This is a genomic window from Streptomyces longisporus, from assembly GCF_039532765.1.
Lineage (GTDB): Bacteria > Actinomycetota > Actinomycetes > Streptomycetales > Streptomycetaceae > Streptomyces > Streptomyces longisporus.
The window spans coordinates 113,098-128,981 of record NZ_BAAASG010000004.1; the positions used below are offsets into that span (position 1 = coordinate 113,098).

The following is a 15,884-nucleotide window of genomic DNA, read 5'->3' on the forward strand; positions in this document are numbered from 1 at the left end:
GGAACTGATCGGAACTGATCAGGGCCGATCGGGACTGATCAGGACCTGAAGGCGGCCGTGAAGTCCGTCCAGCTCTCGGGGGAGAGGAGCAGGGCGGGCCCGGCCGGGTCCTTGGAGTCGCGCACGGCGAGCAGCCCGGCCCAGGGGCCGGAGCGCGGCCGTGCCGTCTCGACGCAGTTGTTCGCACCCGTGCTGTAGCTGCTGCGCAGCCACTGCACGCCGTGCAGATCGGTACTGGAAGATACGTTCCGAGGCAGAGCGGACATGGTGCCTCCTTACGCGCCGTCACCTATCCCGGCGATGTAATCCAACGAGTCCTCGGGCGAAAGGGCGTGGATCTGAAGAGCGTTGAAGGCCTCGGTGTAGGCCCGGAGGTCTTCTTTCCGTTCGAGGTAGAGGCTACTCGTCAAGTGGTCGAGAACAACCACGTCCAGATCAGAAGTGCTCGAAAATGAGAAGATTACGAAAGGTCCGGTGACGCCGACATGCGCCCCGGCGGCGAACGGCAGTACCTGAAGCCGTACTTGAGGCAGCCGCGCCGCCTCCAGGAGCCGCTCGAGCTGCTGCTTCATGACATCGGGGCCGCCGATCTCCCGGCGCAGCACCGCCTCGTCCAGCACCGCGCTCAACTTCAGCGGCGGATCCGAACGCAGCACGTCCTGCCTGGCCAGCCGCACCTCGACCAGGGCGTCCAGCCGCTCGTCGTCCAGCCCGCCGACGGCCGCCCGGGTCACCGCACGTGCATAGGCGGGCGTCTGCAGCAGGCCGGGCACGACGGACGTCTCCAGCGTGCTCATCGCGCTCGCCTGGGACTCCAGACTGATGAAATCGCGGTAGGTCGGCGGCAGTACCCCACGATAGGCGTGCCACCAGTGATGCCGGCCGCCTCCCTCGTCGGAGCCCGCCAACACCAGCAGCAATTCACGGAGTTGGGCGTCCGCCACGGCGTAGGCGTCCAGGAGTAACCGCACATCGGCCGGTTTCACCCCGCTGGCGCCGGTCTCGATCCGGCTCACCTTCGACTGGTGCCAGCCCACGAGCCGGGCGGCCTCACCACTGGTGAGCCCCGCGCTCGTGCGCAACGCACGCAGTTCGGCGCCCAGTTTCCGGCGGCGCACCGCGGGACCGTGTTGCATGCGCTTCTCCTTACTCCTTCCGTGCCACCCAAATACGGTCTCCCGTGGCAGAGTTCACCGCTTTGAGCGACAGATATATGCATATCTTGGTGGATCGCCACCCGTGACGGGCGCGGTAATGGCAGTCTGGCGACGAAGCACCAGTCCGGGACCGTACTCGAACCATCCGCTCCGTGTCGGACTCCGGTCCCGTGGGAAAGGGACGACCGCGCCATGGCAGACCATTTGGAAGCATCCGTCACTCTGCCGAGCGATCCCGCCTCGGTCTCCGCGGCCCGCGGCTTCGTGGTCGGCACGCTGGCCGAGTGGGGACTGCCGGCGGACACGGAAGCCGCCGAGACCATCCGCCTCATCGTCTCCGAACTCGCCACCAACTCGGTACAGCACACCTTCGGTCAGTCACCCACCTTCACGGTGGACATCGAACTCCACCGTGACGAGCAGCTCCGCATCGGTGTCACCGACAGCCACCCCCGCTTCCCCAAGCGCCTGCCCGCCGCCGTGCAGCAGGACAACGGCCGGGGCATGGTGATCATCCGCTGGCTGGCCGCCGAATGCGGTGGCCGACTGCATGTCCGCCCCACCCGCGAGGGCGGCAAGACGGTCACCATCGAACTCCCGTGGACCGTGCCGGCCCAGCCAGTGACGGCAGCGGGGCAGCAGGAGCCGTAGTCGCTCAACCGTGCCCAGCAGCTGCGCGCGGGGCGCTCTGGTGCCGCGTAGTGCCCCGCGGGGGCGGCGGCGTGTCAGGTTGCCGTCGCCCCCGCGGGAGAGTCAGCTGACCCGGCCGTACCAGACGCTGGACGTCCAGATCCTCTGCAGCTTTACGACGTCCCCGGTCTTCGGGGCGTGCCAGATCTTCCCCTTCCCGGCGTAGATGCCGACGTGGTAGACGTTGGAGCCCGAGTGGAAGAACACCAGGTCTCCGGCCTTCCGGCTCTTCGCGGAGATGTGCTCGGTCTTGTTGTACTGCTGGGCCGCCGTACGGGGCAGGGTCTTGCCCGCCTTCTTGAACGAGTACAGCGTGAGCCCTGAGCAGTCGAACCGGCGCGGTCCCGAGGCGCCCCACTTGTACGGGGAACCCTTTTTGGAAGCCGCGATCTGGAGTGCCTTCGTCGCCATCGTGGCTGCCGAGGCGTCGGAGGCGACACCCGGGACCACGATGGAGCCGCCCACTGCGGCGATGGTGAGGGCCGAGGCCGTACCGGCCCGGACCATGAGCGACGGGACACGATTGAGCGCAGTCATGCGCAACCCTTCGTCAGCCGCCTGTGAAGGATGACCTGTCGGATTCGGGCTGGCGAAGTTGCCCGGCCGCGGCTGCGGCTTCACCCCAAGGGCTGCTCGACCCGGTCATGGCGTGACCGTTCCGGCGACCCGTCTTGCTTGGGTCCTCCACTCCTGCCGATCCACTCCTGTCGACCGGTCATCCGGGCGGCGGCAGGACTCGGCGTCCGCCCGGATCGCCCCGCCGCTGCGGCGGGGGCTTGTCGTCAGACAGGGATCTTGACCCATACAAGTCCGAAAATCCCAACGGAACCGGGGGTTTGTGTCGTTACTCACCACTCACCCGTTCGGGTGGACACCCCTGTGTTCGAGGGAGCGTTGAGGCCCCCGAGGAGGCTCGGACCAGCACCGGAGCACCGGAAACCGCGCTCGAGGCAGGCGCGTTGCGCAACTCTGACGGTCGCGAAAAAGGAGCCGCGACTACGCCGAATGGGGGTACCCCATTTGGTCCGTTTGAACTCCGGTCCGGACGCTCCGCCGACAGGACGGAAGGTCCGGACCGGTCGTACGTGCGTCAACTGTCGGACTGCGGCGGCACCGTGACCCGGGCGGTGCGCCGCTCGCCGTCGAGCACCCGCAGGGCGCGCCCCAGCGTCGGGGCGTGCAGTTCGGTCTCCCCCCGCTGGTGCATCAGCGCGAGGGCGTCGCGCAGCTGGGCCGCCTTGCTCACCAGCGCCTGCGCGGCCCGCAGCCCGCGATACGTGTCGCCGTGCTGCGCCGGGTTGATGCGGCCGAGCAGGTCGACCACGTCGAGGTAGCGGTCGATCAACTCGCCCTCGGCGCGGGTGAGGGCGGGCAGCGGCGGAAGTTCGGGTGGGAGCACCGGCCGCTCACCGCCCGGTGGGCGGGGCGAGAGTGGCCTTGCGGCTGGGGATGATCCGGTCCACCAGGCCGTATTCCACGGCTTCTTGGGCGTTCAGGATCTTGTCCCGCTCGATGTCCGCCGTGACTTGCTCCGGGCTGCGTCCCGTGTGCCGTACGAGCATCTCCTCCAGCCGGACCCGCATCCGGCCCAACTCCGCGGCCTGGATGGCCAGATCGCTGGTCTGTCCCTCGATGGGCTCGGCCAGCAGCGGCTGATGGATCACCATGCGCGCGCCCGGCAGCGCGAACCGCTTGCCCGGCGTGCCCGCCCCGAGCAGCACCGCGGCGGACGAGCCGGCCTGCCCCAGGCAGATCGTCTCCACGTCGCAGCCGACGTACTGCATCGTGTCGTAGATCGCCGACATGGCGGTGAACGAGCCGCCGGGGGAGTTGATGTAGAGCGAGATGTCCTGGTCCGGGGCCTGGTACTCGAGGTGCATGAACTGGGCCATCACATCGTTCGCCGAGGTGTCGTCGATCGGCGTGCCGAGAAAGACGATCCGCTCCTCCAGCAGCTTGGAGTACGGATCCATCGTCTTGGTGCCGGAGCTGGTGCGCTCGGTGAACTCGGGCAGGACGTAGCGGGCGGACGGTCGGGTCATCGGTACCCCTCCTTCGGCGTCTGTAAAAAATGTACAGGACGTACATGACGTTATGATGGGGGTATGGCCTACGAGATTCCGGTGACGCAAGCCAGGGCTGAGCTCGCCGATCTGATCAACCGGGTGGTGTACGGCGGTGAGCGCGTCGTCGTGACACGGCACGGAAAGCCCCTCGTCGCCCTGGTCTCCGCCGCTGACCTGGAGCGGCTCGAGGGGCTGCAGGAAGTCCCGGAGCCCGCCGAGGAGCAGGTGATCAGCTCCGTCTCCACCGTCCGCGAGGTGGCGTCCGCTCCCCGCGAACAGCAGCGCTTCGGCATCGCGGCGCACCACCGCGGGACAGGCGCCTCGTAGGAAACGCAAAGACCGTGCACCCCCGTCCGCTACAGCGGGGGCGCGGATCGTCGCGGAAGTGCTCGGGGAGGTCCACAAGGGCTTCGAGCGCGAGGAAGCCCATCGCGGCGGCCATCATCAGCAGGCGCTGTTCGGGCCCGCTTCGAGCGATGTCCTGCGAGACGGTCTACGGGCGTTGATGAGCGTGCGGGATCACAGTGCGGTTAACTTGCTTGAAACTCGTTCCAACTAGCCTGCCGATCCACGCCACCAGGCACTTTGCGCCGTGGCTGCGGCAACCGGACCCCGCACGGTCCGGGTGAGGACTGTGAGGTGGGACGTGCAACTGACCCCGCACGAGCAAGAGAGGCTGCTCATCCATGTGGCGGCCGACGTCGCCGAGAAGCGCCGGGCCCGCGGGCTCAAGCTCAACCACCCCGAGGCGGTCGCTCTCATCACCTCGCACATCCTCGAAGGCGCCCGTGACGGCCGCACCGTCGCCGAGCTCATGGCCTCCGGGCGCAAGCTCCTGACCAGGGACGACGTCATGGAGGGCATTCCCGAGATGATCCACGACGTCCAGGTCGAGGCGACCTTCCCGGACGGCACCAAGCTCGTCACCGTCCACGACCCGATCGTCTGAGGGGGCCTCGATGATTCCCGGTGAGATCCTGTTCGCGGACGAGCCCGTTGTGTACAACGAGGGCCGCGAGGCCACCCGGCTGACCGTGCTCAACGCCGCCGACCGGCCCGTCCAGGTCGGCTCCCACTACCACTTCGCCGAGGCCAACCCCGGCCTGGACTTCGACCGCGCGGCCGCCCGCGGCAAGCGGCTCAACATCGCCGCGGGTACGGCCGTGCGCTTCGAGCCCGGGATCCCCGTCGACGTCGAACTCGTCCCGCTGGCCGGCGCCCGTGTGGTGCCCGGGCTGCGCGGGGAGACCGGAGGTGCCCTCGATGCCTGAGATCTCGCGTGCCGCGTACGCCGACCTGTTCGGCCCCACCACCGGCGACCGCATCCGGCTCGCCGACACCGATCTGATCGTCGAGATCGAGGAGGATCGTTCCGGCGGACCCGGACTCGCCGGTGACGAGGCCATGTTCGGCGGCGGCAAGGTCATCCGGGAGTCCATGGGCCAGTCGCGTGCCACGCGCGCGGAGGGCACCCCGGACACCGTCATCACGGGTGCGGTGATCATCGACCACTGGGGCATCGTCAAGGCCGACGTCGGCATCCGCGACGGCCGGATCACCGGGATCGGCAAGGCCGGCAACCCCGACACCATGGACGGCGTCCACCCCGACCTGGTCATCGGCCCCGAGACCGAGGTCATCGCGGGCAACGGGCGGATCCTGACCGCCGGCGCCATCGACGCGCACGTCCACTTCATCTGTCCGCAGATCGCCGACGAGGCGCTGTCCGCCGGCATCACCACGCTGGTGGGCGGCGGCACCGGACCGGCCGAGGGCTCCAAGGCGACCACGGTCACGCCCGGCCCCTGGCACCTCGCGCGGATGCTGGAGGCGATGGAGCAGTACCCGCTCAACATCGGCTTCCTCGGCAAGGGCAACACCGTCTCACACGAGGCGATGCTGTCGCAGATCCGCGGCGGGGCGCTGGGCCTCAAACTGCACGAGGACTGGGGCTCCACGCCCGCCGTCATCGACGCCTCCCTGACCGTTGCGGACCGGACGGGCATCCAGGTCGCCATTCACACGGACACACTCAACGAGGCCGGGTTCGTGGGCGACACGCTCGCCGCGATCGGCGGGCGCGGCATCCACGCGTACCACACCGAGGGCGCGGGAGGCGGGCACGCGCCCGACATCATGACCGTGGTCTCCGAGCCGCATGTGCTGCCGAGTTCGACGAACCCGACGCGGCCGTTCACCGTGAACACCGCCGAGGAACACCTCGACATGCTGATGGTGTGCCACCACCTCAACCCCGCGGTGCCGGAGGACCTGGCGTTCGCCGAGTCGCGGATCCGGCCCTCCACCATCGGCGCGGAGGACATCCTGCACGACCTCGGCGCCATCTCCATCATCTCCTCCGACTCCCAGGCCATGGGACGCGTCGGCGAGGTCGTCATGCGGACCTGGCAGACGGCGCATGTGATGAAGCGGCGGCGGGGAGCGCTGCCGGGTGACGGGCGCGCGGACAACCGGCGGGTGCGGCGGTACGTGGCCAAGTACACGATCAATCCCGCGCTCGCCCAGGGACTTGCCCGGGAGGTCGGCTCGGTGGAGACCGGAAAGCTCGCCGACCTCGTGCTGTGGGAGCCCGCGTTCTTCGGGGTGAAGCCGCACCTGGTCGTCAAGGGCGGGCAGATCGCCTACGCGCAGATGGGCGACGCCAACGCGTCCATCCCGACGCCGCAGCCGATCCTGCCGCGGCCGATGTACGGGGCGATCGGGCGGGCACCTGCCTCGAACTCCTTCAACTTCGTGGCGCCGCTCGCCATCGAGGACGGGCTGCCGGAGCGGCTCTCGCTCGGGAAGCGGTTCGTCGCGATCGACTCGACGCGTGGGGTCACCAAGGCCGACATGCGGGAGAACGACGCGCGGCCCCGGGTGCAGATCGATCCCGACAGCTTCGCCGTGCACATCGACGGGGAGCTCGTCGAGGCGACGCCCGCTGCTGAACTGCCCATGGCCCAGCGGTACTTCCTGTTCTGATGACCAGGGCAGCTCTTCTCGTTCTGGCCGACGGGCGCTTCCCCGCCGGAGGGCATGCGCACTCCGGCGGGGCCGAGGCGGCCGTGAAGGCCGGGCGGATCACTGGGGCAGCGAGCCTGGAGTCCTTCTGCCGGGGTCGGTTGCACACGGCGGGGCTGGTCGCGGCCTCGCTGGCGGCCGCCGCCGTGCTCGGCGTGGATCCTGTGGCCCTGGATGCGGCCGCGGATGCGCGGACGCCGTCACCCGCGTTGCGGGTCGCCGGGCGGAAGCTGGGGCGGCAGCTGATGCGGGCCGCTCGGGCTGCCTGGCCCTCGGGTGAACTCGACGCTCTGGCACGGGAGTTCCCCAAGGGGGCGCATCAGGCGGTGGTGCTCGGGGTGGCCGCTCGGGCGGCGGGCCTGGAGGCCGTGGATGCGGCCTACTGCGCGGCGTACGAGAGCGTCAGTGGGCCGGCCAGTGCGACGGTGCGGTTGTTGAGCCTTGATCCGTTCGATGCGACGGGGGTGCTGGCTCGGCTGGCGCCGGAAGTGGATCGTGTTGCGGATCGGGCGGTGGAGGCGGCGCGGGTGGTTGTCGACGAGGGAGTCGATGAGGTGCCTGCGGCTTCCGCGCCGTTGCTGGAGATCTCTGCGGAGGTGCATGCCGCCTGGGCCGTGCGGTTGTTCGCCTCGTAGTCCCGCGGCGGAGCCGCTGATGGATGCAGCGCCCCCGCCGCCCCTTCCCATTCCCGAACCCGGGGGCTTTGCCCCCAGACCCCCGTATCGGCCTGAACGGCCTCGTCCTCAAACGCCGGACGGGCTGAGAGTGCCTGACCGGCGCTGAGATTGCACCGCAGAAAGCCAGGCAGAAAGACAGTAGGAGCCGCCCTATGCACCTCGACCACACCCACGACGGCCCCGCCGCCGTCAGCGCCGACTCCCGGCGTCCCGACGGATCGCGGCGCGCGCTGCGGATCGGGCTCGGTGGGCCCGTCGGGTCGGGCAAGACCGCCACCGTTGCGGCGCTGTGCCGGGCGCTGCGTGACGAGTTTTCCCTCGCCGTCGTGACCAACGACATCTACACCCGCGAGGACGCCGAATTCCTGCTCCGGGAAGCCGTGCTGCCGCCCGAGCGGATCACTGCCGTGGAGACGGGGGCCTGTCCGCACACCGCGATCCGGGACGACATCTCCGCCAATCTGGAGGCGGTGGAGGATCTGGAGGACGAGGTCGGGCCGCTGGATCTGATCCTGGTCGAGTCCGGTGGGGACAATCTCACCGCTACCTTCTCCAAGGGGCTCGTCGACGCCCAGATCTTCGTCATCGATGTGGCCGGTGGTGACGACATTCCGCGGAAGGGCGGGCCGGGGGTGACCACGGCCGATCTGCTCGTCGTCAACAAGACCGACCTCGCGCCGTACGTCGGCTCCGACCTCGAGCGGATGGCCGCCGATGCCAAGGCACAGCGGGCCGAACTGCCCGTGGTCTTCCAGTCGCTCAGGAGCGAGGCCGGGGTGACCGACGTCGCCGGGTGGGTGCGGGCGCAGCTCGCCGCGTGGACGGCGTGACCGTGAGCGGAGTGCGGGCCACCGCCCGGATCGTCGCCCGGGAGGACGGCAGGGGCGGTACGGCCCTGCCGGTGCTCCAGGGAGAGGGGCCGCTCGCGCTGCGGCGGACGCGGGGCAGTGGTGCCGAGGCGCGGGTCATGCTCGTCGGGGCGATGAGCGGACCGCTCGGCGGGGACGAGTTCGCCGTCGAGGCCGAGGTGGGGAGCGGGGCACGGCTGCGGGTCGGGTCGGCCGCCGCCACCATCGCGCTGCCCGGTCAGGCCAAGGGCGAGGCACGCTACGACGTACGGCTCCACGTCGCCGACGGCGGTGAACTGGAGTGGCTGCCCGAGCAGTTGATCTCCGCGCACGGGAGCGACCTGTACGTCAGGACGCGGGTCGAGCTCGGCGACGCCGCCCGGCTCGTGCTGCGGGAGGAACAGGTGCTCGGGAGGGCCGCCGAGCAACCCGGGCGGCTGACCAGTCGTCTTACGGTGTGTGTCGAGGGGCGGGTGATCCTCGACCAGGAGCTGGCCTGCGGGCCTGGAGCGCCGGGCGGGTGGGACGGTCCGGCCGTGCTGGGCGGGCACCGGGCCGTGGGGCAACTGGTGGTCGTACGGCCCGAGTTCGGGGTGGAGCCCGTGGCGGCCCGGGTGCTGGGGGAGGGCGCCGTGGTGATGCCGCTCGCCGGGCCCGCCGTGCTCGTCGGCGCCGTGGCGGCCGATGCCCTGCGGCTGCGGCGGGTACTCGACGAGGCGCTGGCCGCCCTCACGTGAGGTTCCGCTGAGCGGGACAAGGATCACCGTTTATCGGATTGGTAAAGAAGGTCAACGACCCCTGTTCTCGGCATGTTCGCAGCCGAAAGGATCGCCCCTGACAATCGCAATGACGTTGGGGGAGGTCCCACTTGAGGGATATGAGACGAAAGAAGCGGGCCACCGCGCTCGGCTCGGCCGGTGTGCTCGCCGCGGCGACGCTCATAGCCGGCGCCGTCGCGGCGCCGAGTGCCAGCGCGACCGCAGGCTCGCGGCCCGGGCAGGACCGCGAGGCCCGCGGCGCCGCCATCGCGGCCGAGCGGGCCGCGAAGGCCGGGATCGACTGGCAGGACTGCCCCGCCGACTGGGGTCTTGAGAAGCCCATCCAGTGCGGGTACGTCAGCGTCCCGGTCGACTACGCGCATCCGTACGGCAAGCAGATCAAGCTGGCCGTCGACCGCATCGGCAACACGGGGACGAAGGAGGAGCGCCAGGGTGCGCTCGTCTACAACCCGGGCGGCCCCGGCGGCTCCGGCCTGCGCTTCCCGCGCCGGGTCACGACCAAGAACCCGGTGTGGGCGAACGTGGCCAAGGCGTACGACTTCGTGGGCTTCGACCCGCGCGGTGTCGGCCACTCCGCGCCGATCTCCTGCATCGACCCGCAGGAGTTCGTGAAGGCGCCCAAGGCCGACCCGGTGCCGGACTCCGAGGCCGACAAGCTGGCCCAGCGCAAGCTGGCCGCCGAGTACGCCAAGGGCTGCGCCGAGCGCACCGGCAAGGCGATGCTCTCGCAGATGACCACGCCCAACACGGTGCGCGACCTGGACGTCATCCGTGCCGCGCTCGGCGAGAAGAAGCTCAACTACCTGGGCGTCTCCTACGGCACCTACATCGGCGCCGTCTACGGCACCATGTTCCCGGGCCATCTGCGCCGCATGATCGTGGACAGCGTCGTCAACCCGTCGCGGGAGAAGATCTGGTACCAGGCCAACCTGGACCAGGACGTCGCCTTCGAGGGCCGCTGGAAGGACTGGGAGGACTGGGTCGCCGCCAACGACGTCGCCTTCCACCTCGGCACCACGCGCGACGCGGTCCAGGCGAAGTGGCTCGAGCTGCGCGCCACCGCCAAGAAGAGCCCGCTCGGCGGGGTCGTCGGCCCGGCCGAGCTGATCTCCTTCTTCCAGAGCGCCCCGTACTACGACTCCTCGTGGGTGCCCGTCGCCACGGCGTTCAGCAAGTACTTCGCCGGCGACACCAAGGCGCTGGTCGACGCGGCCGCCCCGGACATGTCCAACACGGCGGGCAACATCACCGCGGAGAACGGCAACGCCGTCTACACGGCCGTCGAGTGCACCGACGCCAAGTGGCCCACCAGCTGGAAGAAGTGGGACAAGGACAACACCGAGCTCAACAAGAACTACCCGTTCATGACGTGGGCCAACGCCTGGATGAACCTGCCGTGCGCCACCTGGCCGGTCAAGCAGCAGACCCCGGTGAACGTCAAGACCCACAAGGGTCTGCCGCCGGTCATGATCGTGCAGTCCACGCGTGACGCCGCCACCCCGTACGACGGCGCCGTCGAGCTGCACAACCGCTTCCAGGGCTCCCGCCTGATCACCGAGAAGGACGCGGGCTCGCACGGTGTGACCGGCCTGGTCAACCCGTGCATCAACCAGAAGGTGGACGACTACCTCCTGAGCGGCAAGCTGGACGCCGCGGACGTGACCTGCACCCCGCACGCCACGCCCAAGCCGTAACCGGCAGCGGTACGAAGCGAGGGGCGGCCGGAACACTCCGGCCGCCCCTTCCTCGTGCTCACCTTGCCTCAGGCCTGTCTAGCCCAGCGGCATCCGCGGGAAGCGGCGCTCCTTCTCAGCGGCGCCGGCCGCCTCGGCCTGCTGTGCCTTGACGACGGCCGCGTACTCGTCGACGTACTCCTGCTCGGACAGCTTCAGAATCGCGTACATGATCTCGTCGGTGATGGCGCGCAGGATGGCCTTCTCGTTCTCCATGCCGGCATAGCGGGAGAAGTCGAGGGGCTTGCCGAAACGGATGACGACGGGGTGGATGTTGGGGATGACCTTGCCCGGCGGCTGCGCCTCGAAGGTGCCGATCATCGCGCACGGGATGACGGGCACCTGGGCGCGCAGCGCCATCACCGCCACCCCGACCTTGCCCTTGTACAGGCGGCCGTCGTGCGAGCGGGTGCCCTCCGGGTAGATGCCGAGCAACTCGTTCTTGCTCAGCACGCCGAGGCCCTCGCGGATGGCGGCCTGGCCCGCCTCCTTGCCGGTGCGGTCGACCGGGATCTGCCCGGCGCTGCGGAAGAAGGCCGCGGTGAGGCGGCCCTTGACACCGGGACCGGTGAAGTACTCCTTCTTCGCGAGGAAGGTGATGCGGCGCTTGAGGATGGCCGGCATCAGGAAGTGGTCCGAGAAGGACAGATGGTTGCCGGCGACGATCGCCGGGCCTTCGGCCGGTACGTGTTCAAGGCCTTCGATGCGAGGCCGGAAGACCAGTCTCAGCAGAGGTCCCAACAACACGTATTTGAGCACGTAGTAGAACAAAGGGTCGCTCCTCACTCCGGCGGATCGCCTGTGCCGCCGCGTTCCAGCAGGTCAACCGGCGTGTCGTGGGATCGCCAGTCTATGTGCAGGCGCAGTTCGCCGGAACACGGCGGACGCCGCGTCACGCGCGTGGGGACAACTGCCGCACCAGCCTCCAGTTACCGACTGGTAGACAGCAACCTGATGACACATCATGGCGCGATCGCGCTCAACTGCTGGCGGACGCCCGGCCCTTGCGGCGTGCCGCGCCGTCTGCTCGCTCACAACCGCACGATGACCAGGGCGGTGTCGTCGGTCGCACCTCCCGGCGGCAGCAGCTCCAGCAGGACCGAGTCGGCCAGCTGTTCGGGGTCCTCGGTGCGGTGGCGGGCGAGGGAGTCGGCGAGGCGGGCCAGTCCGGTGTCGATGTCCTCCCGTCTTCGTTCGATCAGGCCGTCGGTGTACAGGACGAGGGTGGCGCCCTCGGAGTACCGCGTGCAGGCCTCGGGCCTGGGGATCGGGTCGGGGTGGGCGTCGAGCGGCGGGTCGGTGGCCTGGTCGAGGAACTCGACACGGCCGTCGGCGTGGACGAGGACCGGCGGGGGGTGCCCGGCGCTGCTGTAGGTGATGGTGTGCTCGTCGAAGTCGATGAACGTCGTGACGGCGGTGGCGGACTCGGCGCCGTCGACCACGTGCGCATAGCGGCCCAGGACGTTCAGCGCCTCGGCCGGGCCCCCGGCGACCCGGGAGGCGGCGCTCAGCGCGCTGCGCAGCTGGCCCATGACCCCGGCGGCCGCGAGCCCGTGCCCCACCACGTCGCCCACCGCCACCCCGATGCGCCGACCGCCCACCAGGTCGACGAGGTCGTACCAGTCCCCGCATACGTTGAGCGAGCCGACGGCGGGCCGGTAGCGCACGGCGGCGTGCTGGTGGCCGGCCTGCCGGCGGGCGGGCAGCATCGCCTCCTGCAGTGCGATGGCCACCTCGCGCTCGCGGGCGTGGGCCTGCCGCAGCCGCTCGTTGAGGTCCTGCAGTTCGCGGGCGCGGGTGTACAGCTCGGCCTCCAGCACCCGGGCCCGGCTGCTCCGCGGACTGCCCCTGGCCTTGATCAGCTCGGTGACCTCCTCGACGCGGTGCACCAGCAGCAGCACTTTGCCGTCCGGTCCGAGCACCGGCGCGTTGACCGGGCTCCAGTAGCGCTCCTCCCACTCACCCGGCCGGTCCGGGTTCTCGACGTCGTAGCGCTGCAGGGCCATGGCGTCGCGCTCGCCGGTCTCCAGCACCCGCTGCAGCGAGGCCGCCAGATTGCGCATGCCGGAGGCGGTGGAGTCGTTCGGGTTGTCGGGGAAGACGTCGAACAGATAGCGGCCGACCACCTGCTCACGGGTGCGCCCGGCATTGCGCAGGAACTCCTCGTTGGCGTCGGCGTACACCAGCTCGGGCGTCAGCAGCGCCACCATTCCCGGCAGGCACTGGAACACTGCCGCGTAGTCGATCGCCCCATCGTTCATGGCTGCCGCCTCACCGCCGGGTTCACGTAATTTTCCCACGTGATGCGGCGTATGTACGGTATTGGCGTGTCAGGCCGGGGGATCCGTCAGGGACTGCTCGGCCCAGATGACCTTGCCCTCGGGGACGAAGCGGGTGCCCCACCGCTGGGTGAACTGGGAGACCAGCAGCAGCCCGCGCCCGCCCTCGTCGGTGGTGCGCGGATGGCGCAGATGGGGAGCGGTGGCGCCGCCGTCGGAGACCTCGCAGATCAGGGCGCGTTCCCTGATCAGACGGAGCCGGATGGGGCCTTCGGCGTGCCGGATGGCGTTGGTGACCAGCTCGCTGACCACGAGTTCCGTGGTGAAGGCCAGCTCCTCCAGGCCCCACTCGGTCAGCTGCCGGGCGGCTTCCTTGCGGGCGTCGGCGACGACGGCCGGGTCGGCGGGCAGGTCCCAGTCGGCTACCTGGTCGGCACCCAGCAGCCTGGTGCGGGCCATCAGCAGGGCCACGTCGTCGTCCGGGCGGTCCGGGATCAGTGCGTCGACCACGGTCCGGCAGCGCAGGTCGAGGGAGGGTGCGAGCCGCTCCAGGGCCCGGCGCAGCCGCTCGCGGTCCGCGTCGACCGGCCGGTCGTCGTCCTCGCGGGCCAGCAGCCCGTCGGTGTGCAGGGCGAGCGTGCTGCCCTCGGCGAGGGCCAGCTCCACCGCCTCGAAGGGCCGCCCGCCCACACCGAGCGGAGGCCCCTGCGGCAGGTCCACGAAGCTGACGGTGCCGTCGGGCAGGACGACGGCGGGCGCGGGGTGGCCCGCGGCGGCCATCGTGCACTGTCCGTCGACGGGGTCGTAGATGACGTAGACGCAGCCAGACCCCGCGACCTGTACGTCGATGCCCTCCGGGGAGCCCGGTTCGCCGCCCTCCTCACGGCCGGACCGCGCGACCAGGTCGTCCAGGTGCGCGAGCACCTCCTCGGGCGGAAGATCCAGCGCCGCCAGGGTGCGTACGGCGGTCCGCAGGCGCCCCATGGCCGCGGCCGCGTCGATGCCGTGCCCCGGCACCTCACCCACGACGAGGGCGACGCGGGCGCCCGACAGCGGGATGAGGTCGTACCAGTCGCCGCCGAGGCCGGTCAGCTCGTCGGCCGGCCGGTAGCAGGCGGCCACCTCCACGGCGTCCTGTTCGGACAGCCGGCGGGGGAGCAGGCTGCGCTGCAGCACCAGCGCCGCATTGCGTTCGCGGGCGTAGCGGCGGGCGTTGTCCACGCAGACCGCGGCCCGTGAGACCAGGTCCTCGGCCAGGCTGAGGTCGTCCTCGTCGAAGGGCTCCTGACGCCGGCGCCGGAAGAACGTGGTGACGCCGAGGGTGACGCCCCGGGCGCGGATCGGCACGACCATCACGGTGTGCAGCCCCAGCTCCAGGAACGTGGCCGTCCGGTCGCCGGGCAGGTCGGTGGCCCACTCCCGGGCCAGCGGGTCGAGCCGCTCCTCTCGCCAGGACAGGCCGGTGGCCAGGCAGCGGATCGGGGGCGACCCGGGCAGATAGCTGGCCACCGCGCCGATCTCGACGACGGCTTCGGGGACGCCAGGGTTCACCGACTGGTGCCCGGCCCGCCGCAGGGGCACCGCCTCCGTGGGGCTGAGCGGTCCGGCCGGGGGCTCCGCACCGCGCAGCACCCACTCCAGCAGGTCGACGCAGACGAAGTCGGCGCAGCCCGGCACGGCCACGTCGGCCAGCTCCTGAGCGGTCCGCACGATGTCCAGGCTGCGGCCGATCTGTTCGCCGGCCCGGTCGAGCAGGGCCAGCCGCTGCCGGGCGCGGTGCCGCTCGGTGATGTCGACGACCGTGTAGTAGACGCCCATCGGGTGGCCGTGGTCGTCCTCGAGGCGGGTGAACGACATCATGTGCGCCGTCTCCCGAAGCGGTGCGGAGCGCACATGGCCGACGTGCTCGTAGCCGACCACCGGCTGCCCGGTCTCCAGCACACGCCGCATCTGCGTCTCGATGCCCTCGGAGTCGATGCCCGGCTGGATCTCCGCCAGCCGCCGCCCCAGCCGCTCCCCGGGGGAGCCGCCGCCGAACCGCTCCAGGGCCGCGTTCGACCAGACGCACCGCAGATTCGCGTCCACGACCGCTATGCCGACGGGCGAGCCGGTCACCATCTGCTCCAGCACCGCACGGCTCATGTCCCAGCCGCGTGCCCCCGCCATGTCGGAGAGCAGCACCAGCCAGTGCGCCCCGCCGCCCGGCCCCACCGCCGGAGTGATCCGGACCATCACCCGGACCTGATGCCCGTCCTTGTGCCGGGCGGTCAGCAGCCCCGCCCAGCCGCCGTCCCGACGGCACCGCTCGGCCACCTCGGGCACCCGTGCGGCGTCCTCCGTGGCCAGCAGGCCGGTCACCGGGGTGCCGACCACCTCGGAGGCGGTGTAGTCCAGCAGCCGCCGGGCGTCCCGGGTCCAGCTGGTCACCAGGCCCTGGGCGTCGAGCAGCAGAGGCGCGGCATCGGCCACGTCGAACCGCTGCCGGGCAAGGTCCTGCTCCTCGTCAGTGCCCACGGCCGACCTCTCTGTCGCTGAGAGTGGTCTACCACCTCTTGTCCCCATCTTCACCCTCCGGGCAACCGGTGAGGGCGCAGAGAAAAAGTGGGGGGCGGGGTCCGGCCGCCCCCCACT

At 70.4% G+C, this 15,884-nt stretch carries 17 protein-coding genes and 1 riboswitch; of the genes, 9 read left to right on the top strand and 8 right to left on the bottom strand.

Annotated features, from left to right (window positions below):
- Positions 1–38: 38 nt before the first annotated feature.
- Together ABD355_RS07320 and ABD355_RS07325 are read right to left on the bottom strand one after the other, a co-directional pair.
- Positions 39–266 (bottom strand): DUF397 domain-containing protein, encoded by a 228-nt coding sequence (locus tag ABD355_RS07320; protein WP_344399277.1) that lies wholly within the window; start codon positions 264–266, stop codon positions 39–41.
- Between the two features lie 9 nt (positions 267–275).
- A complete protein-coding gene (locus tag ABD355_RS07325; RefSeq protein WP_344399278.1) occupies positions 276–1,136 on the bottom strand; it encodes a helix-turn-helix domain-containing protein in 861 nt (286 codons plus the stop codon).
- A 213-nt stretch (positions 1,137–1,349) separates the two neighbouring features.
- On the opposite strand from ABD355_RS07325, the gene ABD355_RS07330 reads away from it, so the two are divergent.
- A complete protein-coding gene (locus ABD355_RS07330) occupies positions 1,350–1,808 on the top strand; it encodes an ATP-binding protein (RefSeq protein ID WP_344399279.1) in 459 nt (152 codons plus the stop codon).
- A gap of 102 nt (positions 1,809–1,910) precedes the next feature.
- Here the strand turns inward: ABD355_RS07330 and ABD355_RS07335 are convergent, their stop codons facing one another.
- The 3 genes from ABD355_RS07335 to ABD355_RS07345 all read right to left on the bottom strand — a co-directional run bounded on the left by ABD355_RS07335 (position 1,911) and on the right by ABD355_RS07345 (position 3,889).
- Positions 1,911–2,384 carry a C40 family peptidase gene (locus tag ABD355_RS07335; RefSeq protein ID WP_344399280.1) on the bottom strand — a complete coding sequence of 158 codons (474 nt, stop codon included), beginning with the start codon at positions 2,382–2,384 and terminating at the stop codon, positions 1,911–1,913.
- 3 nt (positions 2,385–2,387) lie between these two features.
- Positions 2,388–2,521, bottom strand: a riboswitch (cyclic di-AMP (ydaO/yuaA leader).
- 416 nt (positions 2,522–2,937) lie between these two features.
- Positions 2,938–3,246, bottom strand: coding sequence for a hypothetical protein (locus tag ABD355_RS07340; protein WP_099927190.1), 309 nt, complete (start codon positions 3,244–3,246; stop codon positions 2,938–2,940).
- A gap of 7 nt (positions 3,247–3,253) precedes the next feature.
- Positions 3,254–3,889 (bottom strand): ATP-dependent Clp protease proteolytic subunit, encoded by a 636-nt coding sequence (locus ABD355_RS07345; RefSeq protein ID WP_344399281.1) that lies wholly within the window; start codon positions 3,887–3,889, stop codon positions 3,254–3,256.
- 63 nt (positions 3,890–3,952) lie between these two features.
- Between ABD355_RS07345 and ABD355_RS07350 the strand changes: the two genes are divergently transcribed.
- The 8 genes from ABD355_RS07350 to ABD355_RS07385 all read left to right on the top strand — a co-directional run bounded on the left by ABD355_RS07350 (position 3,953) and on the right by ABD355_RS07385 (position 10,935).
- The gene (locus ABD355_RS07350) at positions 3,953–4,240 is read left to right on the top strand and encodes a type II toxin-antitoxin system Phd/YefM family antitoxin (RefSeq protein WP_344399282.1); all 288 of its coding nucleotides are present in this window, start codon (positions 3,953–3,955) and stop codon (positions 4,238–4,240) included.
- 319 nt (positions 4,241–4,559) lie between these two features.
- Complete coding sequence (locus ABD355_RS07355; RefSeq protein ID WP_010355509.1) at positions 4,560–4,862, top strand: urease subunit gamma; 303 nt, start codon at positions 4,560–4,562, stop codon at positions 4,860–4,862.
- A gap of 10 nt (positions 4,863–4,872) precedes the next feature.
- Positions 4,873–5,184: an urease subunit beta gene (locus ABD355_RS07360; protein ID WP_344399283.1), complete on the top strand. Its 312-nt coding sequence runs from the start codon at positions 4,873–4,875 to the stop codon at positions 5,182–5,184.
- On the top strand, positions 5,177–6,898 hold the full coding sequence (locus tag ABD355_RS07365; protein WP_344399284.1) for an urease subunit alpha: 1,722 nt from the start codon (positions 5,177–5,179) through the stop codon (positions 6,896–6,898). The genes ABD355_RS07360 and ABD355_RS07365 overlap by 8 nt, the downstream gene beginning before the upstream one ends.
- Positions 6,898–7,572: an urease accessory protein UreF gene (locus ABD355_RS07370; protein WP_344399285.1), complete on the top strand. Its 675-nt coding sequence runs from the start codon at positions 6,898–6,900 to the stop codon at positions 7,570–7,572. Before ABD355_RS07365 ends, ABD355_RS07370 begins: the two co-directional genes overlap by 1 nt.
- A gap of 194 nt (positions 7,573–7,766) precedes the next feature.
- Complete coding sequence (ureG, locus tag ABD355_RS07375) at positions 7,767–8,444, top strand: urease accessory protein UreG (RefSeq protein WP_344399286.1); 678 nt, start codon at positions 7,767–7,769, stop codon at positions 8,442–8,444.
- Positions 8,432–9,199, top strand: coding sequence for an urease accessory protein UreD (locus tag ABD355_RS07380; RefSeq protein WP_344399287.1), 768 nt, complete (start codon positions 8,432–8,434; stop codon positions 9,197–9,199). The genes ureG and ABD355_RS07380 overlap by 13 nt, the downstream gene beginning before the upstream one ends.
- Positions 9,200–9,339: 140 nt before the next feature.
- The gene (locus ABD355_RS07385; RefSeq protein WP_425585707.1) at positions 9,340–10,935 is read left to right on the top strand and encodes an alpha/beta hydrolase; all 1,596 of its coding nucleotides are present in this window, start codon (positions 9,340–9,342) and stop codon (positions 10,933–10,935) included.
- Positions 10,936–11,013: 78 nt separating this feature from the next.
- Here ABD355_RS07385 and ABD355_RS07390 read toward each other — a convergent pair whose 3' ends face one another.
- From ABD355_RS07390 to ABD355_RS07400, 3 genes are all read right to left on the bottom strand, one after another.
- On the bottom strand, positions 11,014–11,745 hold the full coding sequence (locus tag ABD355_RS07390; RefSeq protein WP_344399289.1) for a lysophospholipid acyltransferase family protein: 732 nt from the start codon (positions 11,743–11,745) through the stop codon (positions 11,014–11,016).
- 260 nt (positions 11,746–12,005) lie between these two features.
- The gene (locus tag ABD355_RS07395) at positions 12,006–13,235 is read right to left on the bottom strand and encodes a PP2C family protein-serine/threonine phosphatase (RefSeq protein ID WP_344399290.1); all 1,230 of its coding nucleotides are present in this window, start codon (positions 13,233–13,235) and stop codon (positions 12,006–12,008) included.
- Positions 13,236–13,304: 69 nt separating this feature from the next.
- Positions 13,305–15,767, bottom strand: a complete 2,463-nt coding sequence (locus tag ABD355_RS07400) for a SpoIIE family protein phosphatase (protein WP_344399291.1) — start codon at positions 15,765–15,767, stop codon at positions 13,305–13,307.
- Positions 15,768–15,884: the final 117 nt, after the last annotated feature.

What these genes read in the sequence shown, in the direction of transcription:
- ABD355_RS07320 (WP_344399277.1), bottom strand. Translation starts at nt 266, where the DNA reads ATGTCCGCTCTGCCTCGGAACGTATCTTCCAGTACCGATCTGCACGGC.
- ABD355_RS07325 (WP_344399278.1), bottom strand. Translation starts at nt 1,136, where the DNA reads ATGCAACACGGTCCCGCGGTGCGCCGCCGGAAACTGGGCGCCGAACTG.
- ABD355_RS07330 (WP_344399279.1), top strand. Translation starts at nt 1,350, where the DNA reads ATGGCAGACCATTTGGAAGCATCCGTCACTCTGCCGAGCGATCCCGCC.
- ABD355_RS07335 (WP_344399280.1), bottom strand. Translation starts at nt 2,384, where the DNA reads ATGACTGCGCTCAATCGTGTCCCGTCGCTCATGGTCCGGGCCGGTACG.
- ABD355_RS07345 (WP_344399281.1), bottom strand. Translation starts at nt 3,889, where the DNA reads ATGACCCGACCGTCCGCCCGCTACGTCCTGCCCGAGTTCACCGAGCGC.
- ABD355_RS07350 (WP_344399282.1), top strand. Translation starts at nt 3,953, where the DNA reads ATGGCCTACGAGATTCCGGTGACGCAAGCCAGGGCTGAGCTCGCCGAT.
- ABD355_RS07360 (WP_344399283.1), top strand. Translation starts at nt 4,873, where the DNA reads ATGATTCCCGGTGAGATCCTGTTCGCGGACGAGCCCGTTGTGTACAAC.
- ABD355_RS07365 (WP_344399284.1), top strand. Translation starts at nt 5,177, where the DNA reads ATGCCTGAGATCTCGCGTGCCGCGTACGCCGACCTGTTCGGCCCCACC.
- ABD355_RS07370 (WP_344399285.1), top strand. Translation starts at nt 6,898, where the DNA reads ATGACCAGGGCAGCTCTTCTCGTTCTGGCCGACGGGCGCTTCCCCGCC.
- ureG (WP_344399286.1), top strand. Translation starts at nt 7,767, where the DNA reads ATGCACCTCGACCACACCCACGACGGCCCCGCCGCCGTCAGCGCCGAC.
- ABD355_RS07385 (WP_425585707.1), top strand. Translation starts at nt 9,340, where the DNA reads ATGAGACGAAAGAAGCGGGCCACCGCGCTCGGCTCGGCCGGTGTGCTC.
- ABD355_RS07395 (WP_344399290.1), bottom strand. Translation starts at nt 13,235, where the DNA reads ATGAACGATGGGGCGATCGACTACGCGGCAGTGTTCCAGTGCCTGCCG.